This is a genomic window from Aurantibacillus circumpalustris, from assembly GCF_029625215.1.
GTDB lineage: Bacteria > Bacteroidota > Bacteroidia > B-17B0 > Aurantibacillaceae > Aurantibacillus > Aurantibacillus circumpalustris.
Genome location: NZ_CP121197.1, coordinates 3,561,446 through 3,583,049, shown reverse-complemented (window position 1 = coordinate 3,583,049; position 21,604 = coordinate 3,561,446). Strand labels below are relative to the sequence as shown.

The following is a 21,604-nucleotide window of genomic DNA, read 5'->3' as shown; positions in this document are numbered from 1 at the left end:
ATATATTACGATTTTTGATTGAGATTGATTTCAAGCAGTACACTAAAGGTTAAGCCAACTATTTTAGTTGTGAAGCTATAGTGATTTGGATAACTAAGTTCGAGTCGTTTTTTTAAATTAACTAAACCAATACCAGATCCGCTTTTGTCTTTTTCGTTTTTCGGAAAATTAGTGTTTTCTGCAATAAATTGTATTTTATTTTCGTGCACGGCAAGACTGAAATAGAGTTCAGAGTTGTGTGTTGCAGAAACCCCATGTTTAAAAGCGTTTTCTATTAACGAAATAAAGAGTAGGGGGGTAATCTCATATGTTTGATCTATGGCTGGAAAATTTACATTAACTTTTGTTTTATCAGAGAGTCTAAGTCTCATTAGTTCAATGTATTGTTTCATAAACTCAAGCTCTTCGTTTAAATTTACTTTACCTTGTTCTGTTTCATAAAGCATGTAACGCATTAATTTACCCAGACTGTGAACGGTTTCTTGGGCAAGGGAAGGTGATTTTTCAATTAATGCATAGATAGTGTTCAAAGAGTTAAAGAAAAAATGGGGTTGCAATTGGTATTTTAAATTTTGAAGTTCAGACTTAAGATGATTTTTTTCTTCTTCTTTTTTTTCCGACTCGATTTTTGCCCATCTTTCACTTGTTTTAACAGTATAAGCAATAATCATGGGGATAATCATTGAGATAAAGTCCTTGTATATATAGTACTGTAAGGGAGGCTTTTTTTTCGGTATAATATTTCCCGAAGCTAAATGAGGTTTAGTTTCAGCAATCATATTTAGGAGATCTTTTATTTCAAAATGGAGCCAGGTGAAAAGTAAAACAAGAAAAATATTGCTGATGATAAATAATAGTGTTCTTCTTTTAAGTAAAAAATGATTAATAAGAATAAAGTAATTTATATAAAAAATTAAAGCATAAAACAAAAGTGGAAGCCAAACATACTTTGTTAAACGCATGTAATCAATAGATACACTTTCACTTTGAGATAGAAAAAAGGGAAATAGAGATAGCAAAATCCAAGTAAGAATGTGGAGTGTGAGCTTTAAGAGCGAAGAGTTTTTATGCATGACCAGATTTTGTATTCAACTTAAATTTTGAAAAGATACCAATTAACATCCTAATTTTAAAAGCTTTACTATTTAAAAACAAATCAAATTCACGTAGGCCTTAACCTTTGAATAAGTTTAAGTTTTTAAACGGTTATCTTTTTTTGGGTTAGATGAACACTTATTTAAAATGAAAAATAGTTTTAAGAAAACCAGAAAAAGAAGAGCGTAAAGCTATTCATTATTACCACACACAAACAGACCATCGGCCTACTTCTTTTCTGGTTATTTTCTTACAAAGCTCCTGTATTATTTTTATTAAAAGATTAAAAGGTATGAGAAACGAACCTCGCCTCAAAACGCACAACTTTATAACCTTATCTAAATTTTTAATAAAAATAGCGCCAACACTCAAGGTTTCATATATAAATATAAGTTTGACTCCTTTTTATAGATGAAATGCCATAATATTAGGTTCGAAAATAAGCAGATGATGTATAATTTTTAGAATTCTGATTTTTCAGTGTATTTTTATGTCTATGTTAAAGACCTATCTTTCTATTTGCCTTATTTTATTTGGAATTATGATATCGTTCAGCGCAAATGCTCAAGGCGCAAAATACACCCGTACTGATACTTTGAAGGGTACTTATTCAAAGGCTCGTTCTTGGTGGAATGTTTTACATTATGATCTTGATGTTAAATTTAATTATAATGATAGTAGTATTATTGGTTCGAATAAAATCACTTACAAGATAATTGAGTCTGATACCGTTATGCAGCTGGATTTAATGCAGCCGATGATTTTGGACAGTATTGTAATGAATTCAAAAAAATGTGAAATAAAAAAAGAAGGGAATGCACATTTCGTTTATTTGTCGACAGAACAAAAAGTCGATAAGATTCAGAGTGTCATTACTTATTTTCATGGCAAACCGAAAGTAGCAAAAATGCCACCGTGGGAAGGCGGAGTCATTTGGGCTAAAGATACTAAAGGTAATCCCTGGATTTCTATTGCCTGTCAAGGAATGGCAGCACAAGTGTGGTTTCCAAATAAAGATCACATGTATGATGAACCTGATAGTTGTACTATTAGAATTACAGCGCCTAAAGAGCTCATAACAGTTTCAAATGGACGATTAGCTATGGCATTGATGAATGCCGATGGCACTGCTACCTATATTTGGAAAGTCGTTAACCCAATAAATAATTATAACATCATTCCTTATATTGGGAAATACACAGTCGTTATAGATACAATCGTTGGCGAAAAAGGCGTATTGGATCTTTCTTTTTGGGCACTCGAGGACAATTATGCGAAGGCAAAAAAACAACTTCAACAAGCGAAATCAATGTTGCGTTGTTTTGAATATTGGTTTGGACCTTATCCTTTTTACGAAGATGGTTATAAATTGGTTGAAGCTCCTTTTTTAGGAATGGAGCACCAAAGTGCTATAGCTTATGGAAATAATTTTCAAAATGGATATATGGGTCGCGATCTCTCTCTCAGCGGTTGGGGCTTAAAATGGGATTTTATAATTGTTCATGAATCGGGACATGAGTGGTTTGGGAATAGTATTTCAGCTAAGGATGTGGCTGATAACTGGATTCATGAAAGCTTTACGGCTTATGCAGAAAATTTGTATACGGAATATTTGTTTGGTAAAAAAGCAGGGGCAGAATATGTGATAGGAACCCGCAAAGCTGTAGCGAACGATAAACCCATAATTAGCGACTACAATGTAAATGCTGGCGGATCAATTGATTTGTATTACAAAGGAGCGAATATGTTACATGGCATTCGTCAGGTTGTCGCTAACGATTCATTATGGCGTGAAATGTTTAGAAGTATGAATCTTAAGTTCAGACATCAGACAGTCGTTAGCAGTCAAATTGAAAGTTATATGGCTTCTTATTTAAACCTTGACTTACAAAAAATATTTGACCAGTATTTAAGAACAATACAAATACCAACGTTAGAGTACAGAATTAAAAAGGACAAACTTTTTTATCGCTGGACAAATTGTGTGAAAGGATTTAATATGCCTTTAAAGATAATTACTGCTGAGAAGGAATCTTGGTTAACACCAACAGATAAGTGGCAGACAATGTCTTATCAGGACGCGCTGTTTAAAGCAGATGATAATTTTTTCATTACGACTAAATTGCTTGAGTAAACACAATGGTTGATTTTTTTAGCCAAATTTTCAAAATTAATTGTTGAATGAATAAATTAATCGTAATTTTACGATATATTAGTTTGCTTAAGTATGGGAACAACAAAAACAGAAGAGTTTACGATTAAAGATAATAAGATAGCCAAATACGCAAAGGCGTTAGGACATCCCGCACGTGTTGCTATTTTACAACTTTTAATTAAAAAGCAAGCTTGTGTTTGCGGAGACATAGTAGAAGAGCTACCACTTTCACAAAGCACAGTTTCACAGCATTTAAAAGAATTAAAAGAAGCAGGATTTATTAAAGGTGATATTGATGGTGCAAAAGTTTGCTATTGCATCGATGAGAAGGAATGGGCAAGTGCCAAAACTTATTTAAGTGGCCTTTTCGAATCGTTTACCACTAAAAATAGTTGCTGCTAAAAAAATTGACTAAATATATCGGTATTTAACGATTTAATAATAAACTAAAAAAATAAATAATTATGAAGCTATCAGAAATTAAAAATCACTTAGGCACTGCGTTAGGTGTAAACTTTATACTGCCAAATGGCACAATGGTTCCCGAACATTTTCACGTAACCGAGGTAGGTGTCATTACAAAGGATTTTATCGATTGCGGTGGAAAAGTCAGGAACGAAAAAGTGGTAAATTTTCAATTGTGGAACGCTAATGATAACGACCATCGTTTAAAACCACAGAAATTAATTAAGATCATTGAACTTTCTGAAAAAGTTTTAGGAATACCTGATTTGGAAATCGAAGTGGAATATCAGTCAGACACCATTGGGAAATATGACTTGGCATTTAACGGAAAAGATTTTGTGTTACTTGCAAAACATACAGATTGTTTAGCAAAAGATAATTGTGGTGTTCCAGAGGATAAGAAAAAAGTATCCTTGTCGGAATTAGCAGGTTCCGCAGAAAGCTGCTGCGCTCCGGGATCTAAATGTTGTTAAGGTTTGCTGTATCTAAACGAAAAAACAATGTATACTTCTATTAAAAAGTACTGTGATTCTTTGGTTTTAGAATTTGAAACAATTCCACAAGAAAGAAAAATAAGCTTAAGTAAGATTTCAGAATATATCAAAGTTAAACTCAGTGACAAAGAACCTGTGAGCCTTACTTATATCTGTACGCATAACTCTAGACGAAGTCATTTTGGACAAATATGGGCAGCTGTAGCAAGCAACTATTACGCAATTTCAAACGTGCATTCTTTTTCTGGAGGAACGGAGTCAACTGAATTTAATAACAATGCCATTGAGGCATTGAAACGGGTTGGATTTAAAACTAAAGCGTTGGGCACAGATAAAAACGCGATTCAACTTGTTTCGTATGACGATGGGGAAAACGCATTGGAGTGTTTTTCGAAGGTGTATGATCATCCAAAAAATCCGCAAGATAAATTTGCCGCAATTATGACCTGCAGTGAAGCAGAACAGAATTGCCCGTTTATACCAAATGTTGAATTAAGAATCGCGACTACTTACGATGATCCGAAATTGTTTGACGGTACAGATTTGTGTGAAGAGAAATACGATGAACGCTGCCGTCAAATAGCGCTGGAAACGCTTTACGTGTTTTCTAAAATATAAGCTATGCTTTCAAGACAACATAAATTTGTTATTGGATTCTTATTTTTATCTGTAATCCTTTTGTCTCAAAACATTAATGTAGCAGGAATATTTCCTACAGCAGATCATTCGGGAGATTTAACCAACAAGCTTGAGTACAGTTTATATTATTTTGCCGCCTTTCCTTTAGTCAACTTAGATAAGCCAAAAATGGATGCATATTTTAATTTGTTCTATTCCGAGCAGGCATTATCTTATAAAATTACCACTAAGTTTTCTTTAACAGCAAGTTATGTTTACCAGCGCACAAATGTAGTTTATGATAACTATATGAATGAAAACAGGCTTTACCTTCAGGCAAAATTCAAACACGCTATCGGGAAACTAAATCTAATGCACCGTTTGCGTTTTGATGGCAGATTTATAAAGAACAAGATTACAAATGAAACGCCTTTTACGCATAGGCTTAGATACTTGATCGGAATGGACACTCCGCTAAACGAGAAACTGTATTTTACAGCCTATGAAGAACTTTTTTTTAATACATTTAAAAATCCAGGAGCTGTATATGGAGAAAACTGGGCATATGCAGCTCTTGGAAAAAAATTGGATAGCCGAAATAAAATAGAACTGGGTATTTTATACATTACATGGAATATTGGAAATAAAAACTGGTTCAATCAGTACTACTTACAACTAACCTGGATTAATCACTTGAATTTTATAAAAAACAAATAACTAAATATGACAGCAAACGATTGTGCGCCCGCGTTAGAAAGAAAAAAATTAAGTTTTTTAGATAGGTACCTTACATTATGGATTTTTTTAGCGATGATTGTTGGGGTTGCCATTGGTAATTTTTTTCCAAGCTCATCTACATTAATAAATTCATTTTCAAGTGGTGCAACAAATATTCCTTTAGCTATTGGTTTAATCTTAATGATGTATCCTCCGTTAGCAAAAGTACGGTATGAAAAAATGGGTGAAGTATTTCGTAACACAAAAGTGCTGGGTGCTTCTTTGTTTTTAAATTGGGTTATTGGTCCGGTATTAATGTTTTTGTTAGCAATTCTTTTTTTGCACGATTATCCAGAATACATGGTAGGTCTTATTTTGATTGGATTGGCACGGTGTATTGCTATGGTTGTTGTGTGGAATGAATTAGCAGAAGGCGATCGTGAGTATGCCGCCGGTTTAATAGCGCTCAATAGTATTTTTCAGGTTTTGTTATACAGTGTCTACGCTTATTTTTTCATTACCGTGTTACCACCATTATTAGGGTTCAGCGGAATAGAAGTAAACATTACTATTGCAGAGATTGCAAAAAGTGTTGGTATTTATTTGGGTTTGCCTTTTCTTGCAGGTCTTATTTCGCGCTACGGTTTAATTAAAATAAAAGGCAAAGAGTGGTTTGAGAACAAGTTCATTCCATTTATTTCTCCAATAACCCTTATCGCTTTATTATTTACAATCATCGTCATGTTCAGTTTAAAAGGTGAATTAATTGTTCAAATACCTTTTGATGTACTCCGCATCGCTGTTCCATTGGTGATTTATTTTGCCATCATGTTCTTTGTGAGTTTCCTTATTGGAAATAAAATGGGCGCAGATTATTCAAAAAGTACTTCCATAGCCTTTACTGCAGCTGGTAATAATTTCGAGCTAGCTATTGCCGTTTCTATTGGTGTATTTGGTATTAATAGCGGACAGGCTTTTGTGGGCGTAATTGGTCCGCTTGTGGAAGTTCCTGCGCTCATTCTATTAGTTAATGCCGCATTCTGGATAAGAAATAAATACTATACGCAGACTTTATAAGTTATATTTAATTTCGATTAATTTGGGCATGACCCCATAAAGCGAAATCACTCTTTATTTTTTATTGACTTTCGCTTTATGGGGTCGGACTATCCGCTACAATCTTTTTGTCCCTGCGAAAAGCGGGAACAAAAAGAATTTTCACTACTATCCCTCACGCGGGAACTGACGCCAATTCACAGTCTTAACATTCCCTTTCTATTCCCATAACGCAGATTTAACGGGCTAAAAACCAAAATACCTTGTTTCGGGTATTGTTTATAAACAGTCTAAATAACACTTTTGTAGAAGAAATTTAAACCATAAAATATTAAAAAAATTATGAGCACTATTAAATACCTTTCTATGATTGCACTCGTTGCGGCAACAACATTAATCGGCTGTAAAAAAGACACAAAAGAACCAGATCCTGAACCAGAAGTTCCAGCAACTCTTTCATATACCATTCCAACAACATATAATTTTAGTAATACGGATTTTGCAAATTCTACACGATGTATTACAATGCTAGGTGAAATAACCACGTATCTAAGAAGCACTCATACTTCTACTACAGCTAGTCAACCAACTTTAGACGCTCAGAAATTGAAGAACATGTATATAAATGCAAACAATGCTTTTGCAAACGCAGATCTTAATGGAAGCGGCATTCAGTTAAAAGATAAAACAGGAAACGAGTTTGGTTTTCAAGCAACATTAGAAACTAGTTTTGAAGATGCTGCTGCTGCAAGTATAGTAGCCGCAGCTGATGCTACCAACACAACAGCTTCAAATGGAACAAAAGGCAAACTAATTTCTCCTGCAAGAGCAATTTTAGTAGATGCAAATGGTTTTGAATACAAAGAATTTACTGAAAAAGGAATCATGGGCGCGGTATTTTATTACCAAGCAACTACACTACTAACCAACATCAATTCTTATGACAATGTAACTGTAACAAATGGAATGACGACTCAGGAAAGAGCATGGGACGAAGCTTTTGGTTACTTTGGTGTGCCGGTTGATTTTCCAATTAACACAACGGGTTTAAAAAACTGGGGTAGTTACGCGAATTCTGTAAATAGCGCTATTGGTTGTAACACAATAATTATGGATGCATTTTTAAAAGGCCGTGCTGCAATAAGTAATAAGGACAACACAGCGCGTGACGCGGCAAGTAAAGTAGTTATGAATACTTGGGAGAAAGTAGCGGCTGCAAAGTGTATTAGCTACCTAAAAGGTGCAAAAAATAATTTAACCGATGCAGGTACTCTTCATCACAATCTTTCAGAAGGTCATGGTTTTGTTACTTCATTTAAATACAATCCTTCAAGAATTATTTCTGACGCAGACATTAATGCTTTGTTGGGTTATTTTGGTGGAAACCTTTATACAATGAGTCAAAGTGACATTGATAATGCAATTACGAAACTTGCTACTGTTTTTAATTTAGATGCAAGTAAACTTTAAATAAAATAATCGTGGTGAGAATGGAGTGCGGTAATGCCGCGCTCTATTTTCGTTTTTAAAACATCAAATTAAGTGTTCAAATTAAATCAAATCATTAGGAAAAGCACAGCAATTAAGCTAGGAATGTTACTTGTGGCAAGTACGGTTCTTTTAGGTGCATCTTGCAAAAAAACTAAAACTCCTGACGATACACCCGGAGATCCTTCAAAAGTGTTTGATAAACAAGGACTTTTAGTGAACATGGCGGATAATATCATCATTCCTTCGTATGCCGATTTTAAAACAGCTCTCGAAAATCTAAAACTTAGTTTTACAAATTTTAAAACTTCAGGTTCGCTGACAGATTTTCAAACAGTAAAAGAAAAACTCCACTTGGCTTATTTAAGTTACCAACGTGTTAGTTTATTTGGTTTTGGTCCAGGTGAAGACGCGTCCGTGCGTTTTAATTTTAATGTATTTCCTGCAAATGTTACTTTAATTAATTCTAATATTAGTTCAGGATCTTATGATTTAAAGACCATCTCAAACATTGCTACTAAGGGATTTCCTGCATTAGATTATTTGTTTTACGGACTTAATCAAGCAGAAGCCGATCAAATGCAACTGTTTTTAACTGACGCTAAGCGAAGTAAATATGTAAACGATTTGTTGAATGAAATGACAACTATACTTAATTCTGTGATCGACACATGGAATAGTACTTACCGTAGCACATTTATTAATTCTTTAGGAACAGATGTTGGTAGTTCGATTGGTTTTTTAATTAATCAAATTAATTATGAATTAGATTATTTAAAAAATGCAAAGATTGGTATTCCTTTAGGATTAAAAAGCGGTGGAAAAATACTTCCAGAAAACTGTGAAGCCTACTATAGTGGTCAGTCACTAACATATGCAATTGAAACACTTGGCATTATCGAAAACATGTATTTAGGAAAAAGTTATTCAGGTACTAATGGAAAAGGATTTGACGATTATCTCGATCATCTCGGTATTCAGTATACTGATGGAACATTATATAACGCTATTAAAAATCAATTTATGTCAGCACAAGCAAAATTAAGTGTTTTAGCTAATCCTCTCTCTTATCAAATAGAAACAAACTCACAAGCAGTAACAACTGCTTATCAAGAACTAATAAAATTGTTGGTACTCTTAAAAACAGATTTGCCTTCAAGCCTTGGTGTGGTAATTACTTACCAGGATGGGGATGGCGATTAAAAACCTGTTCAAATATTTAAATACTAATTGTAGCATTGCTACGCTGGTTGTTTTCAGAATCGCCTTCGGGGCATTGATGTTTTTTTCTACTTGCCGTTTTATTCTTAAAGGTTGGGTACATTCTATGTACATATTACCCAAAATGCATTTCCCTTATTATGGTTTTGAGTGGGTTAAAGCATTACCCCCAACAGGCATGTACATCGTTTTCTCTCTTCTTTTAATTTCAAGTCTTGGAATTTTGTTTGGTGCGTTTTACCGGATAAGTTCCATTCTGTTTTTTTTACTCTTTACCTATGTTGAACTCATTGACAAAACAAATTATCTTAATCACTATTATTTTGTGAGTCTTGTTTCGTTTATGCTCATTTTTATTCCTGCGGCTAAAAGTTTTTCATTAGACAATAAAATATTTAAACGTTCTGAAACCATCGAAATACCAAAGTTTTACATTTTCATTCTGCAATTCCAGTTATTTTTGGTTTACTTTTTTGCCGGAATAGCAAAAATAAATTACGATTGGTTAATGGAGGCACAGCCTTTAAAAATATGGCTTCCGGCGTTTTCGCATTATGCCGTTATTGGAGATTTTATGGAAAAGGAGTGGGTGGCCTATTTATTTTGCTGGTTCGGATGTTCGTATGATTTAGTAATTGGATTTTTACTATTCAATAAAAGAACTGTAAATATTGCTTATGTATTTGTCCTCGTGTTTCATCTGGCAACAGCTCTTTTCTTTAACATCGGCATGTTTCCTTATGTAATGATTACAATTACCATAATCTTTTTTAAAGAAGACCTGCATTTGAAAATAGTAAACTATTTAAAAAAACTTTTTGTTTACAAAGTAGTCAGCGGTTCCACTTTTACTATCAATCAATTTTCAAAAGGACTAACGATTGTGTTTTCTCTTTATTTTATAATTCAGATTACACTGCCTTTTAGGTATCTATTGTATAATGGAAAATTGTTCTGGACTGAGCAAGGTTATCGTTTTTCCTGGCGTGTGATGCTTGTGGAAAAAGCTGGGACTGCGTTTTTTTATGTGGAAGATAAAGAGACCAAACAAATTACTGAGGTCGATAACAAAGAGTATTTAACCTATATGCAGGAAAAAATGATGGCGACGCAACCTGACATGATGGTTGATTATGCCAAGTTTTTGAAGCAGGAGTTTATAGAAAAAGGATATTCCGATCCAAGTATAAGAGCGCAAAGCTTTGTGACTTTAAATGGCTCTGGCTCGCAAGAATTCATTGATCCGACAGTTGATTTAAGCGCTGAAAGTAATTGTTTCTTAAAAAATAAAGAGTGGGTGAGAAGTTATTAAAATGAGATTTTACCTGATAGTTATTTTGTCATGTGTGGTTGGCCGTTTTTATTCCCAAACTGCCAATGTTATTGGTTCTGTGCAAAACGAGAAGTCGGCACAATTTGTCAAGGAGGCAATCATTCTTATTGGAAATAAATCTATTGTTACCGATTCAAACGGATTTTTTAAAGCGGCCATTCAAATAAACAAACCAGTAACAATCACTGTGAAACATGTGGGCTACAAATCATTTTCGCAAAAACTGAGTGTCACAAAAGATACGGTGCTTACTTTTTTTATTAAATCTGATTTAATTTATCTGGAAGAAATAACTATTCAAGCTGAAAAAGACAATAGCTTTGGTATTTCACGCTTAAACAATGTAGAAGGCACAACAATTTACGCGGGTAAAAAATCGGAAGCAATCTATGTTCAAGATTTAAATGCAAATCTTGCAGCGAATAGCAGCAGACAAATATTTTCAAAGATTCCTGGAATCAATGTGTTTGAGAACGATGGTACAGGTTCTACTATTGGAATAGGAGGTAGGGGACTTGATCCGAATCGGGTAACAAATTTTAATACTAGACAAAACGGTTACGATATTTCAGCAGACGCGCTTGGTTACCCCGAAAGCTATTACACACCGCCAACCGAAGCCATTGATCGTATAGAAATTCTAAGGGGCGCGGCGGGTTTGCAATTCGGTACACAGTTTGGCGGAATGATAAACTACAAATTTGCTGAGGCTCCTTTAGATAAAAAAATCTCTGGAAATTTCAGGCAAACTGGTGGCTCTTATGGATTTTTAAATTCATTTAATCAGTTATCGGGAACCTTTAAAAAAGTTTCGTATAATACGTTTTATCAATACAAACATTACAATGGCTGGCGGAGTCGATCCGAACTAAATAACCACAATACCTTTGCAAGTTTAAAGTATCAAATAACCGAAAAACTATTTATTAAGGGTGAGTACACCCATTTAAATTATGTAAGTCAACAACCGGGTGGTTTAACGGATAAACAATTTTCAACTAATAATTCTATTGTAAATCGCAATCGCAATTGGTTTAAGGTGAATTGGAATTTAACTTCATTAACTGCAGATTATAAAATTTCAGAAAGAACCCAAATTAATTTTTTAAGTTTTGGATTACTAGCCGGTAGAGATGCTTTGGGTGTCTTAATCAGACCAGATCGTGCTGATGATACCACAACAAATCGAAATTTATTAAGCGATACATATAAGAATTACGGAGCTGAACTTAGAGTCTTGCATCGGTATTATTTATTCAAACAAAACAGCCATGTATTAATTGGCGCGAGATATTACAAAGGCAACACGTATCGTAAGCAAGGTGATGCTGATAAATCAAGTGAAGCAAATTTTAGATTTTTAAACCCTAATAATCTAGAAAACTCGTCCTATATTTTCCCTTCCTATAATTATGCTTTTTTCATGGAGAATATTTTTCAGTTAACTAAACGGTGGTGTGTAGCACCAGGATTAAGGTACGAGACAATTTCTACGGCATCTGAAGGCTATTACCGATTAATAAATAAAGACTTGGCCGGAAATATCTTATTAGATGAGAAAGTAGGAGACAATAGAAGTAATACGCGAAGTTTTTTGCTTGCAGGAATTGGCACCCAACTTAAAGCCACTGAAGGACTGGAACTTTATGCTAATTTTAGTCAGAATTATCGCTCTATCAATTTTAATGACATGCGAGTAGTAAATGATAATTATATAGTGGATCCAAATCTAAGAGACGAGAATGGTTACACAATCGACGGAGGGTTTAGAGGTGCTCTGAAAAATTTACTGTATTTCGATGTAAATGGTTTTCTTTTAAGGTATAACAATCGTTTGGGAACCAGCCTTAAGGTTAATCCTGCTACTTCTCAAATTGTGCGGTATCGAACAAATATCGGTGATAGTCGCAGTATGGGAATTGAGGCTTTTGGTGAACTCGATTGGATAAAACTGATCAACAAAACATCAAAACATAATCTCTCTACTTTTGTTAACCTGTCTTTTATCAACGCAAAGTATTTAAGTTCTCAGGCAATTTTTCGTGATAAAATTGTTGAATTCGCTCCGGAAATTATTTTCAGAACTGGAATAACTTATAAGTTTAAAAAGTTTGGAGCTACATGCCAGTACTCATATACTGATGAACAATATACAGATGCCACAAACGCTGAATATTCATCATCTGCTATTTATGGAATTATTCCAGCTTATAGTATTGTTGATCTCTCTGCAAATTACACTTACAAAAAAGTTGGACTAATTGCTGGGATAAATAACCTCACAAATTCAAAGTACTTCACACGCAGAGCCGAAGGTTATCCTGGGCCTGGTATAATTCCAGCGGATCCAATAAATTTTTATGTTACTTTGCGTCTAACGCTTTAGTCAACATTAATTCCTTAATGTATTTAACTGGTGCGCTTCCGTAACTTAAAAACGTTTCGTGAAATTCTTTTAAGTTAAACTTGTCTCCTAATTTGATTTTCAGTTCTTCTCTAAAATCGTAAATTTCTTTATAACCTGTAAAGTAGGAGCAGAGTTGTACCTGACTTAAGGTAACGCGTCTCCATTTCCCTTCGGCCTCCGCTTGTTGCTGAAATGCTTCTTTCGTTAACAAGCTTAAAGCGTCTTCTTTGCTCATGTTTTTAGTATGTACAGAATAATCTAAAATCGTATTGCAGGTACTTCTTAAATTCCATTTATAATACATTAACCACATCTCAGAATCTACTTTGAAAAAACCATCACTTGCACCATAACCATTTTCCAACATCATCCGTTCTGTATAAACCGCCCAGCCTTCTATCATAGCACCGTTTCCAAGAATAGCTTTTATAATACTCGGCGCTTGATTAGAATAAATTAATTGCGCATAATGTCCTGGAATAGCTTCGTGAATATTTAAAATCTGCAAAATATAATGATTGTATTCACGCAAATAACTTTCAGCTCTTTCTTTTGTCCAGCCATTCATGCTTCCGACATTGTAATAGGTGTTGCCGTTTTTATCATAAGGACCAGGAGAAGAAATAGAAGCACCAGCAAGTCCAGCCATATAAGCAGGTTCTTTTCTTACAACTAGAGGTTTTGTTGAATCCATATAAAGTAGGTTCTTCTTGTTCACAAAATCTACCAAAACCGGAATTTGTTTTTCAATGGCAGTTTGAAAAGAATCTGGTTTCACATGTTTAATGGAAAGAATATCAATCATTTGTTTGATGGCTTGTAGTTTATTTTCAGGCATTGTTTTACCTTTTAAATACTTTGGCCATAATTCTTTAGTAAGCTCAAACATTTTTTCGTGCAAATCTTTTTTATGCGCTAAAGCCTTCTCATATATTTGATCAGCTGTGTAGCCCGATTGAATATCGAATTCAAATTTCTTAGCATACAATTCTTTACCCAAACGAAAACTTCTTGGAGAATTATTTTTCAATTTTTTTAGCCAGTCTGCGTAGCCTTTAACTGCATTCGCAGCATCGGTGGCACTTACTTTCATGTTTGCCTTGGCTTCTTCACTTAATTTTGATTTTACTAAAAGTTCTTCCAAATCCTTTTCAAAAACAGAAACACCGCCTAAGTTTTGACTGATTGCCAATTCAGTATGCTCAGTTGTTGGATTTTTAATTGTGTTTTTGGCGGCTTCGTAGTATTCAGGAACCGAAGCCATTCTTAAATAAAAATGATATAAGCGGGTATCTAAACTATCATAGTTGCCATTCAGCATTTCAGCAAAAACTCCGCAGACGTTATAGTTTGATGGATTCCATTCGTACGACTTTAAAGAAGTAAGGCCCCAATCACCACCCTTTAGGAAATCGGTGATCATATACAGATCGGTTTTATTTTGTTCTGACAATCTAGAAATATCAAATTGTTTTAACGAGTCGAGGTTTGTTCTGAAAAACGCCAATTCTTTTTCACGTTGCATTTGGTCAGGCACCGTTAATACACTGTCGTAATTATGATATCCAACACTGCTAGCCCATTCTGGATAAAGTTTCCATAAACGTTCCACGAAATGCGCTTTATAGAAATTGAAATCTAAATTTTGAAATTCTTTGATTCTTTCTTTCTGCGGTGTTTGAGTACAAGAGATGAAAGAAAGCAAAGCGAGAGATAAAATTATTTTTTTCATATGAATTAGCGTTGTACTACAAATATAGAATTTAAAGACAGTTTTTTATCCTTTTTGAGTACGTGTTGCTTAAACACAGAGAAACTGAGGCACAGAGGCACAGAGGATTGATGAATAAACTCCGTGTAACTCTATTTCGAACTTTTCTTTGTTTTAAAAAAACTCTGAGTGACTCTGTGGTTAAAATTGTAAGCAAAAAACTAAATCTGCTTTAACTGAGAAATAGTTTTTGATGGACTAGGGGAACTAAACACGGTGTTGCCCGCAACCAAAACATCTGCACCGCAATTGATGAGTTTTTTGTAATTATTCAAATCAACACCGCCATCAATTTCAATCAATGCTTTAGAGTTTTTATTTTTAATCAGTTGCTTCAATTTTATTACTTTATCAAAAGTGTTTTCAATAAATTTTTGTCCACCGAAACCCGGATTCACACTCATCATACAAACTAAATCTATGTCGGCTATAATATCTTCAAGTAAATGAATAGGTGTATGTGGATTAATAGCAACACCAGCTTTCATACCAACATTCTTAATATTTTGAATGCTGCGGTGAAGGTGCGTGCATGCTTCTAAGTGAACGGTAAGTGTATCTGCGCCTACATCCTTAAAAGCCTGTGTGAATTTATCAGGATCAACTATCATTAGATGTACATCTAAAGGTTTTTTAGCAAGCTTTTGTAAAGCCTTAATCACCGGAAATCCAAATGAAATATTTGGAACAAAAACACCATCCATTACATCTACGTGAAACCAATCGGCTTCACTGGCATTAATCATTTCAATATCTTTTTCAAGATTTGCAAAATTTGCTGATAAAACGGAAGGCGCAATAAGGTGAGACATAAACAAAAAAATTAGACTGCAAAGTTAACCATTACGAATGAAATAGCCAATGTGCTTTATAGTCAGGAAACAAAAACGAGAAGCACTAATGTAAATAAAGGCGTTTGGTAAGAATAATTTTAGCCATGTGATTATATTGTTCGTGTGTAAACCGACAACGGCAATCATAATGAGACATGAAATTATCAGAAGGTGGTAAGTATAAGGTACCGTTTCCATCCTTCATACCTGCTGGCTCAGAACAACCTCCCATTCCTGTGGGAATTGTGGAAGGTGTTGAAAGGTTTGAAGGGAATGGATCAGCTTCAGTATCACAAAATCCGTCGCCATGGTCTTTACAGTTTTGGATATTAACATGATCAGCATATTCAAGTGTAGCTATTGGTGGGGTACAATTTAAAGGAGGGGGCGGACTTGGAATACTTGTAGGATTAATTTCGTCAAAAGTATGGGGTAAGCCGAAAAAAATGCCAAAAGCATGAATAATTGAGGATCCAATTAAACCCGCTGCATTCATGGAAACAGGTTTAATGGCGTCTTTACCACAGACAATTGCGTTTATTGGTGCTGTAGTTCCGGTTGGAGGAGGGTAAGTGTAAGCAAGTGGTTCGTCGCCAAAAGGAGGAATTATTTCTTTTGGAATGTAAACGTTTATTGTATTATCAGTGAACCAGGTGTTTATAATTGAATACCCATTTCCTGAAGCTCTCCATTTATTATGGGGGTAATTAGGAATGAGGACTGTTTTGCAGTGCTCAAACGATACGCAAATAGGATCAAACGCAGCATTTATTAAGTTAATAATACTTCCTAACTGATAACTAGCTAATGAGTTGGGGTTACTAGGTAGAGCCGTAAGTATAGAATACGCGCTGTCTTGGATAAGGTAAAAAACAATCGAAAACTTTTTATTTAGACAGGTGTCACTTTTAGCAGTGTTTACAAGGTTTTGCGTGCTTGAAGCACTGTACTTTTTTTGTGGAGGATTAGTGGAAGATTTAAGCGCAGGTTTTGTTGTTTGAGCGTTTAAAGTGAGACTAATAATTATAAAGAATATGGGTTGGAAAAATTTCAAAGCTACAGTGTTTTGGAAGTGAATTTTTATTTATATTTACTACAATGGTTTACCCAAATGTAAAATATTTCTTAAAATGTACAAACAAAAACTGATCCAAAGTACTTTTCTGTTTTTGATTTTCGTCTTTTCAGAATCGTTTTCCCAGATTACTCTTACTCCGTCTGCTGGTTGCGCTCCTTTATCAGTGGTTTTTTCAGGGCCTAGTGGTGCGAGTGCTGTTTCATGGACTTTGGGATCTGGCCTTGGAACATCTACGCTTAGTAGTCCTAATACCCTTTATACAACCCCTGGTAGCTACAATATCACCTATACGGCAATAGTAGCTGGGTCACCAGTATTATATTCTTCGGTTTTACTTGTTAGTCAAGGGCCAAGTGCAAATTTTTCAGCGGTATTACCTTCGTCGCATTGCGTACCCATGATAGTCAATTTTTCTGCAAGTGGCGGACCACCCGGAGCCGTTTATAGTTGGGCTTTTGGTGATTTAACTGCGCTTGGAACTGGTGCTAGTGTGAGTCATACCTATAATATCGCAAGCAGCTTTGTACCCGTTGTTACGGTATTCGACCCAGTTTCGATGTGCACAGCACTTGCTACATCTAACTCGGGTACTATATATGTTTCAACACCCCCTAGCACTCTTGTCCTTTCTTCCAACGGCTTTATTGGGTGCGCTCCTCCTTTCACAACTAATATTAATGGCTCTGGCTCCTCAAGTGGTTCTCCTATACCAGGTGGGCAACTTACCTACAATTGGACTTTTACTGGTGGTACTCCTGCAAGTTCGGGTGGAGCAAATCCAGGGCAGATTTCTTTTGGACAAGGAGTAAATCTAATTACATTGCAGCTTACAGACAATAATCAGTGTAGTAATTCAGGTACGGTTGCTGTTGCAGTTGTGAACCCAAGCCTCACTGCAACTATCCCTGGAACAGTTTGTCTTAATGGTCCTGTGCCGGCAACCATACAAACGTCGCAGAATAATGTAACATTTAATGCGCAGTCTTTAGGTCTGTTTTCTTTTCCAACCAATCCTAACGGAACTACCTTTATTGATACTGTTTGTTTTTTTACAGCGCCAGGAATACATACCTTAAATGTTAGTGTACAAACTGGTGGAGGCTGCCCGCCAATTAGCGTTCTCAAAACAACGTTCGTAGAACAGGTTTCTCCCGATTTTACATTAACGCCTCCACATTCGACATGCACTAAATCAATGATAGCCTCGTACATCAATATTTCTAGCAGTAATACAGGCGCACCTTTAACTTTTATATGGACAGCCACTTTTCCCCCAAATTCTTCTCATAGTGTTTCACCTGCGTCCATCAGTATAAACAATATGGGTAATGTTACCTTTACATTTTATCAAGGAAGTGCTAATCCCTATACGATTTATCAATATTTTAATCCCAATATAACACTCGTTGCCCAGTCAACTTCTATAGCACATTGTTCTTCTGGCAAAGTTCATAACGAATTCGATACCATTGCTCGGCCTTCTGCATTGTTTAATGTGGATAAGAGAAATGGCTGTGTTCCTTTAACGGTGAAGTACAGAGATTCTAGTTTTACCGCACCATCCAATCATATTGTTTCTTATACATGGTGTAATGGTGCAACCCCATCGGTTACGGTAAGTGGCAATACTCCTTTACCGCCTGCAAGCAACGCTTATGCGGTTCCTCCACAGACATTTGTTTACAATACACCTGGAACTTATTATCCCTATCTTGTTATTAATACTTTATTTGGATGCACGGATACTTCTTTTGTTGATACAATTATTGTCGTAAATCCACCAACAGTTAGCGCTACATTTCCTGCTAACGCCTGCGCGGGCACCCCCGTCACAATATCTTTGACGGGTAGCGGCTTGAATACTCCATCAAGTTCTGGAATAGACCATTGGCACGTAAATACGGATAATCAAATGTTTTCCGGATGTATTACAAATTCAAGTCCAACTTTTTCTTTTTCACATGTTGGCACTCATACAGTGAGTGTTTCGGCTTATCAAGCAAATTGTGGTGCTACCACTAATCTTGTGCCTACAATTCAAATTAAAGGACCTTATGGCAAGTTTCAATTTGAAAACACCTGTGTTGGTAATAAATTTTCTGTAGATTTTAATTTACACTTGCAGGAGGTATCAACCGCAACATTGTATTTTGGTGATGGTGCTAATAGTGTTATACCTGGAAATGCGAGTGCTAATATTGGTGTGTTGCAAAATCACATTTACCCAAATACTGGAAATTTTACGGTTACTCTTAAGACTGAAAACTCTATTACAGGCTGTTCGCATTTGTTTTCAAGAATCGTTAAAATTCGTGATCCAAAAGCAAAAATAACTTACGCTGGCCAACCTTTTCCAACGTTACCTAACGCTCTAGCGTGTGTAAATACAAAATACATGTTTGATGCACCCAATTCAATTGATGTTAAAGCAGGTTGTAAGAGAGGTTATGTTTGGAATTTTCAAGCGCCCGGTTCTCCTGGTTATACTTTGCACCCTTTAGAATTAGGAGCAGCTTCTTTTTCAACTGGCTTTATTCCGCTTCAGGTGCCACCGCCAAACGATACGTTGCACATTATGGTTGACAAAATTGCACTCGATACTTTTAGAGTCGCAGGCATTTATACCATTTCATTAATGGTAATAGATGACAACGGTTGCACGGATACCGAAACAAAAGTATTTAGAATCGGTGATGCTGTACCGCATTTTACTTTTTCGGCTAATCCTATTTGTAAGACGGGTCAGCCAGTACAAATTATTAATACAACTCAGGCAAACCAAGTTGCACCAGATGTAATTAGCAACTATAACTGGGATTTTGGTGACGGCAATCTATCTAATTCTACGAATCCGAATGATAGTCCTACGCATACATATCTGAATGTTTTTCCTCCATCGCAAGTATTTTCTGTTACATGTACCGCCACAAATGCGCCTTTGGGCTGTAAAGGAAAAACCACACATACCTTACAAATTAATAATCCCGTCCCAGGATTTAATACAGGTGCGCCTTTTGTTTGCGTTCCTAAAAATCAATCGGGCACAGTTTTATTTACAGCAAATGCTGGGTACGTAACATACAGTGTAAATTATGGTACAGGCACACCTCCTTTATGGACAACCTTTAATGGTAATTTTAATGGTGCTGGCGTCGCTTATTCGGTTCCAGGCTCTTATACCCCAACGCTCACGGTTACGGATGCCGCTGGTTGTAAAGCAACCGAAACAATTGCAGTTGCTGCTATTGGACAACCAACTGCAGTAATAAAATTTATAGATGATAAGCAAAGCTTTTGTGTCCCCGGACAACCAACCATTGTTAGTAAACCGCTTATTAATGTTACACCAGTAACATTAAATATATGGTCAGTTCTTAATTTTACCGGCCCTGCCGGAGATACCGTACCTCAAACTTTCCCACCTGGTATTCACAACATAAGTTTAACCGTTTACGCGGGGGGATATTGTCCGAGTACAACAACGGCGAATGTTTATGTTTATGACCCAAAAGCAATTGCATTTGCTGTTGACAATAAAACAACCATTTGTTTAGGAGAACCTCTTGTAGTTTCTATTAAGGATTTTAATGATGTTTATGAATGGAAATGGTTTTTTGGTGACAATGTTAACCAATCGCCCATATTTGCAGGTAGCACAGTCAATGGCACTGTAAATCCAACTGTATCTTACCCTTACTTAATTTTTCCTACTACTGGTGAGAACGGTTTTACAACGGTTAATTTATATTATAGCCCACCAATTAAAGTAGAAGGTTGTGATCCTGTAAGTTCGTTTAGTATACATGTTATTAAGGTAAATGCTGATTTTAAAAACCAGTTAGATAAGTACGAGCATTGTCTGAAAATTTCTGATAGTTTCACCAATACCACCCCTAATCCAACGAGCCAGAATTTTGAAGCTACTTGGGATTTTGGAGATAAAACGCCACTTATTTCGGGTATAAATAGCGTTGGCCACACTTATACACTAGCCGGCGTTTATCCTGTAAACATAATGGTTAAAGACAAAGATTATGGCTGTGTAGGAAATACTATAAAACAGATGACTATTTTTCCTTTGCCTAAAGCCGATATTTCGATTACCCCAACATTAAATTGTCCTGATGCAACCTTTACGGTTACTGGTAGTGGAACGCCTGGTGTTTCTGGAACACTAACTGGAACACTTTCGTCTTATGCTGGCGCTCTTCCTCTTAACTTAGCACCCGCAAATAGTTTTTCGACAACAACAGCTTCTTCTATAACCACTACTTATACTTTAAAGGTAACTGATGAGAATACCTGCGAGAGTGATCCCGTGTTTAGTAAAGTAAATATTATTCCACCTGCACCTACCATAAGGTGGGATACCTCTGTCGTTATAGGAAAGCCAACACCATTAAACGCTTTTGTTGGACCAGGGTATTCTTACACGTGGACGCCCTTAATAACTGATTTGGATTGTGACACCTGTATTCTTCCAAACCCAATATCTACTTCAACCGTAAATATTACTTATACCGTTGAAGTAGAAGACGAATTGTATTGTTCGGTTATAAAAAACACATATCATATAAATATAATCCCAAAGGTAAGTATAGATGTACCAACAGCTTTCACTCCTAACGGTGATGGTATTAACGACGTCATCTTTCCCGACGGTTGGGGAATACGCAAATTAATTTATTTTAAGGTTTTTAACCGATGGGGACAATTAATTTTTGAAAGTAATGATATTAAAATAGGTTGGGATGGTGTTTTTCAAGGGATTCCACAAAATATGGAGACTTACGTTTATCAGGTGTCGGTAGAAACTTATCTCGACACGGAGCCAATTCTTGATAAGTCTGGTACTTTTAAATTACTGAGATAG

Annotated in this window: 15 protein-coding genes; 11 read left to right on the top strand and 4 right to left on the bottom strand. The window is 35.6% G+C overall.

Annotation, left to right across the window (positions count from 1 at the left end):
• Positions 1–5: 5 nt before the first annotated feature.
• Positions 6–1,073: a sensor histidine kinase gene (locus P2086_RS14845; RefSeq protein WP_317897535.1), complete on the bottom strand. Its 1,068-nt coding sequence runs from the start codon at positions 1,071–1,073 to the stop codon at positions 6–8.
• Between the two features lie 518 nt (positions 1,074–1,591).
• Here P2086_RS14845 and P2086_RS14840 point away from each other — a divergent pair.
• The 10 genes from P2086_RS14840 (at position 1,592) to P2086_RS14795 (ending at position 13,028) form a co-directional block, all read left to right on the top strand.
• Complete coding sequence (locus P2086_RS14840) at positions 1,592–3,229, top strand: M1 family metallopeptidase (RefSeq protein ID WP_317897534.1); 1,638 nt, start codon at positions 1,592–1,594, stop codon at positions 3,227–3,229.
• A gap of 93 nt (positions 3,230–3,322) precedes the next feature.
• On the top strand, positions 3,323–3,652 hold the full coding sequence (locus P2086_RS14835) for an ArsR/SmtB family transcription factor (RefSeq protein ID WP_317897533.1): 330 nt from the start codon (positions 3,323–3,325) through the stop codon (positions 3,650–3,652).
• Positions 3,653–3,714: 62 nt separating this feature from the next.
• Positions 3,715–4,188, top strand: coding sequence for a DUF6428 family protein (locus P2086_RS14830; RefSeq protein WP_317897532.1), 474 nt, complete (start codon positions 3,715–3,717; stop codon positions 4,186–4,188).
• A gap of 27 nt (positions 4,189–4,215) precedes the next feature.
• Positions 4,216–4,827, top strand: a complete 612-nt coding sequence (locus P2086_RS14825) for a low molecular weight phosphatase family protein (protein WP_317897531.1) — start codon at positions 4,216–4,218, stop codon at positions 4,825–4,827.
• Positions 4,828–4,830: 3 nt separating this feature from the next.
• Positions 4,831–5,544 carry a DUF2490 domain-containing protein gene (locus tag P2086_RS14820; protein ID WP_317897530.1) on the top strand — a complete coding sequence of 238 codons (714 nt, stop codon included), beginning with the start codon at positions 4,831–4,833 and terminating at the stop codon, positions 5,542–5,544.
• A gap of 6 nt (positions 5,545–5,550) precedes the next feature.
• Complete coding sequence (arsB, locus tag P2086_RS14815) at positions 5,551–6,621, top strand: ACR3 family arsenite efflux transporter (protein WP_317897529.1); 1,071 nt, start codon at positions 5,551–5,553, stop codon at positions 6,619–6,621.
• Positions 6,622–6,942: 321 nt separating this feature from the next.
• A complete protein-coding gene (locus tag P2086_RS14810) occupies positions 6,943–8,070 on the top strand; it encodes a DUF4856 domain-containing protein (protein WP_317897528.1) in 1,128 nt (375 codons plus the stop codon).
• 72 nt (positions 8,071–8,142) lie between these two features.
• Positions 8,143–9,291 carry an imelysin family protein gene (locus P2086_RS14805; protein ID WP_317897527.1) on the top strand — a complete coding sequence of 383 codons (1,149 nt, stop codon included), beginning with the start codon at positions 8,143–8,145 and terminating at the stop codon, positions 9,289–9,291.
• A complete protein-coding gene (locus tag P2086_RS14800; RefSeq protein WP_317897526.1) occupies positions 9,275–10,621 on the top strand; it encodes an HTTM domain-containing protein in 1,347 nt (448 codons plus the stop codon). The genes P2086_RS14805 and P2086_RS14800 overlap by 17 nt, the downstream gene beginning before the upstream one ends.
• Before the next feature lies 1 nt (position 10,622).
• Positions 10,623–13,028: a TonB-dependent receptor domain-containing protein gene (locus P2086_RS14795; RefSeq protein WP_317897525.1), complete on the top strand. Its 2,406-nt coding sequence runs from the start codon at positions 10,623–10,625 to the stop codon at positions 13,026–13,028.
• Here P2086_RS14795 and P2086_RS14790 read toward each other — a convergent pair.
• The 3 genes from P2086_RS14790 to P2086_RS14780 form a co-directional block, all read right to left on the bottom strand.
• Complete coding sequence (locus tag P2086_RS14790; RefSeq protein ID WP_317897524.1) at positions 13,006–14,781, bottom strand: DUF885 domain-containing protein; 1,776 nt, start codon at positions 14,779–14,781, stop codon at positions 13,006–13,008. The two genes, P2086_RS14795 and P2086_RS14790, sit on opposite strands and share 23 nt — an antisense overlap.
• Positions 14,782–14,981: 200 nt before the next feature.
• Positions 14,982–15,632, bottom strand: coding sequence for a ribulose-phosphate 3-epimerase (rpe, locus tag P2086_RS14785; protein WP_317897523.1), 651 nt, complete (start codon positions 15,630–15,632; stop codon positions 14,982–14,984).
• 85 nt (positions 15,633–15,717) lie between these two features.
• Positions 15,718–16,707, bottom strand: coding sequence for a zinc metalloprotease (locus P2086_RS14780; RefSeq protein WP_317897522.1), 990 nt, complete (start codon positions 16,705–16,707; stop codon positions 15,718–15,720).
• A 76-nt stretch (positions 16,708–16,783) separates the two neighbouring features.
• Here P2086_RS14780 and P2086_RS14775 point away from each other — a divergent pair, with 76 nt between their 5' ends.
• Complete coding sequence (locus P2086_RS14775) at positions 16,784–21,604, top strand: PKD domain-containing protein (protein WP_317897521.1); 4,821 nt, start codon at positions 16,784–16,786, stop codon at positions 21,602–21,604.

What these genes read in the sequence shown, in the direction of transcription:
- P2086_RS14825 (WP_317897531.1), top strand. Translation starts at nt 4,216, where the DNA reads ATGTATACTTCTATTAAAAAGTACTGTGATTCTTTGGTTTTAGAATTT.
- P2086_RS14845 (WP_317897535.1), bottom strand. Translation starts at nt 1,073, where the DNA reads ATGCATAAAAACTCTTCGCTCTTAAAGCTCACACTCCACATTCTTACT.
- P2086_RS14790 (WP_317897524.1), bottom strand. Translation starts at nt 14,781, where the DNA reads ATGAAAAAAATAATTTTATCTCTCGCTTTGCTTTCTTTCATCTCTTGT.
- P2086_RS14800 (WP_317897526.1), top strand. Translation starts at nt 9,275, where the DNA reads ATGGGGATGGCGATTAAAAACCTGTTCAAATATTTAAATACTAATTGT.
- P2086_RS14830 (WP_317897532.1), top strand. Translation starts at nt 3,715, where the DNA reads ATGAAGCTATCAGAAATTAAAAATCACTTAGGCACTGCGTTAGGTGTA.
- P2086_RS14835 (WP_317897533.1), top strand. Translation starts at nt 3,323, where the DNA reads ATGGGAACAACAAAAACAGAAGAGTTTACGATTAAAGATAATAAGATA.
- P2086_RS14775 (WP_317897521.1), top strand. Translation starts at nt 16,784, where the DNA reads ATGTACAAACAAAAACTGATCCAAAGTACTTTTCTGTTTTTGATTTTC.
- P2086_RS14795 (WP_317897525.1), top strand. Translation starts at nt 10,623, where the DNA reads ATGAGATTTTACCTGATAGTTATTTTGTCATGTGTGGTTGGCCGTTTT.
- P2086_RS14840 (WP_317897534.1), top strand. Translation starts at nt 1,592, where the DNA reads ATGTTAAAGACCTATCTTTCTATTTGCCTTATTTTATTTGGAATTATG.
- arsB (WP_317897529.1), top strand. Translation starts at nt 5,551, where the DNA reads ATGACAGCAAACGATTGTGCGCCCGCGTTAGAAAGAAAAAAATTAAGT.
- P2086_RS14810 (WP_317897528.1), top strand. Translation starts at nt 6,943, where the DNA reads ATGAGCACTATTAAATACCTTTCTATGATTGCACTCGTTGCGGCAACA.
- rpe (WP_317897523.1), bottom strand. Translation starts at nt 15,632, where the DNA reads ATGTCTCACCTTATTGCGCCTTCCGTTTTATCAGCAAATTTTGCAAAT.
- P2086_RS14820 (WP_317897530.1), top strand. Translation starts at nt 4,831, where the DNA reads ATGCTTTCAAGACAACATAAATTTGTTATTGGATTCTTATTTTTATCT.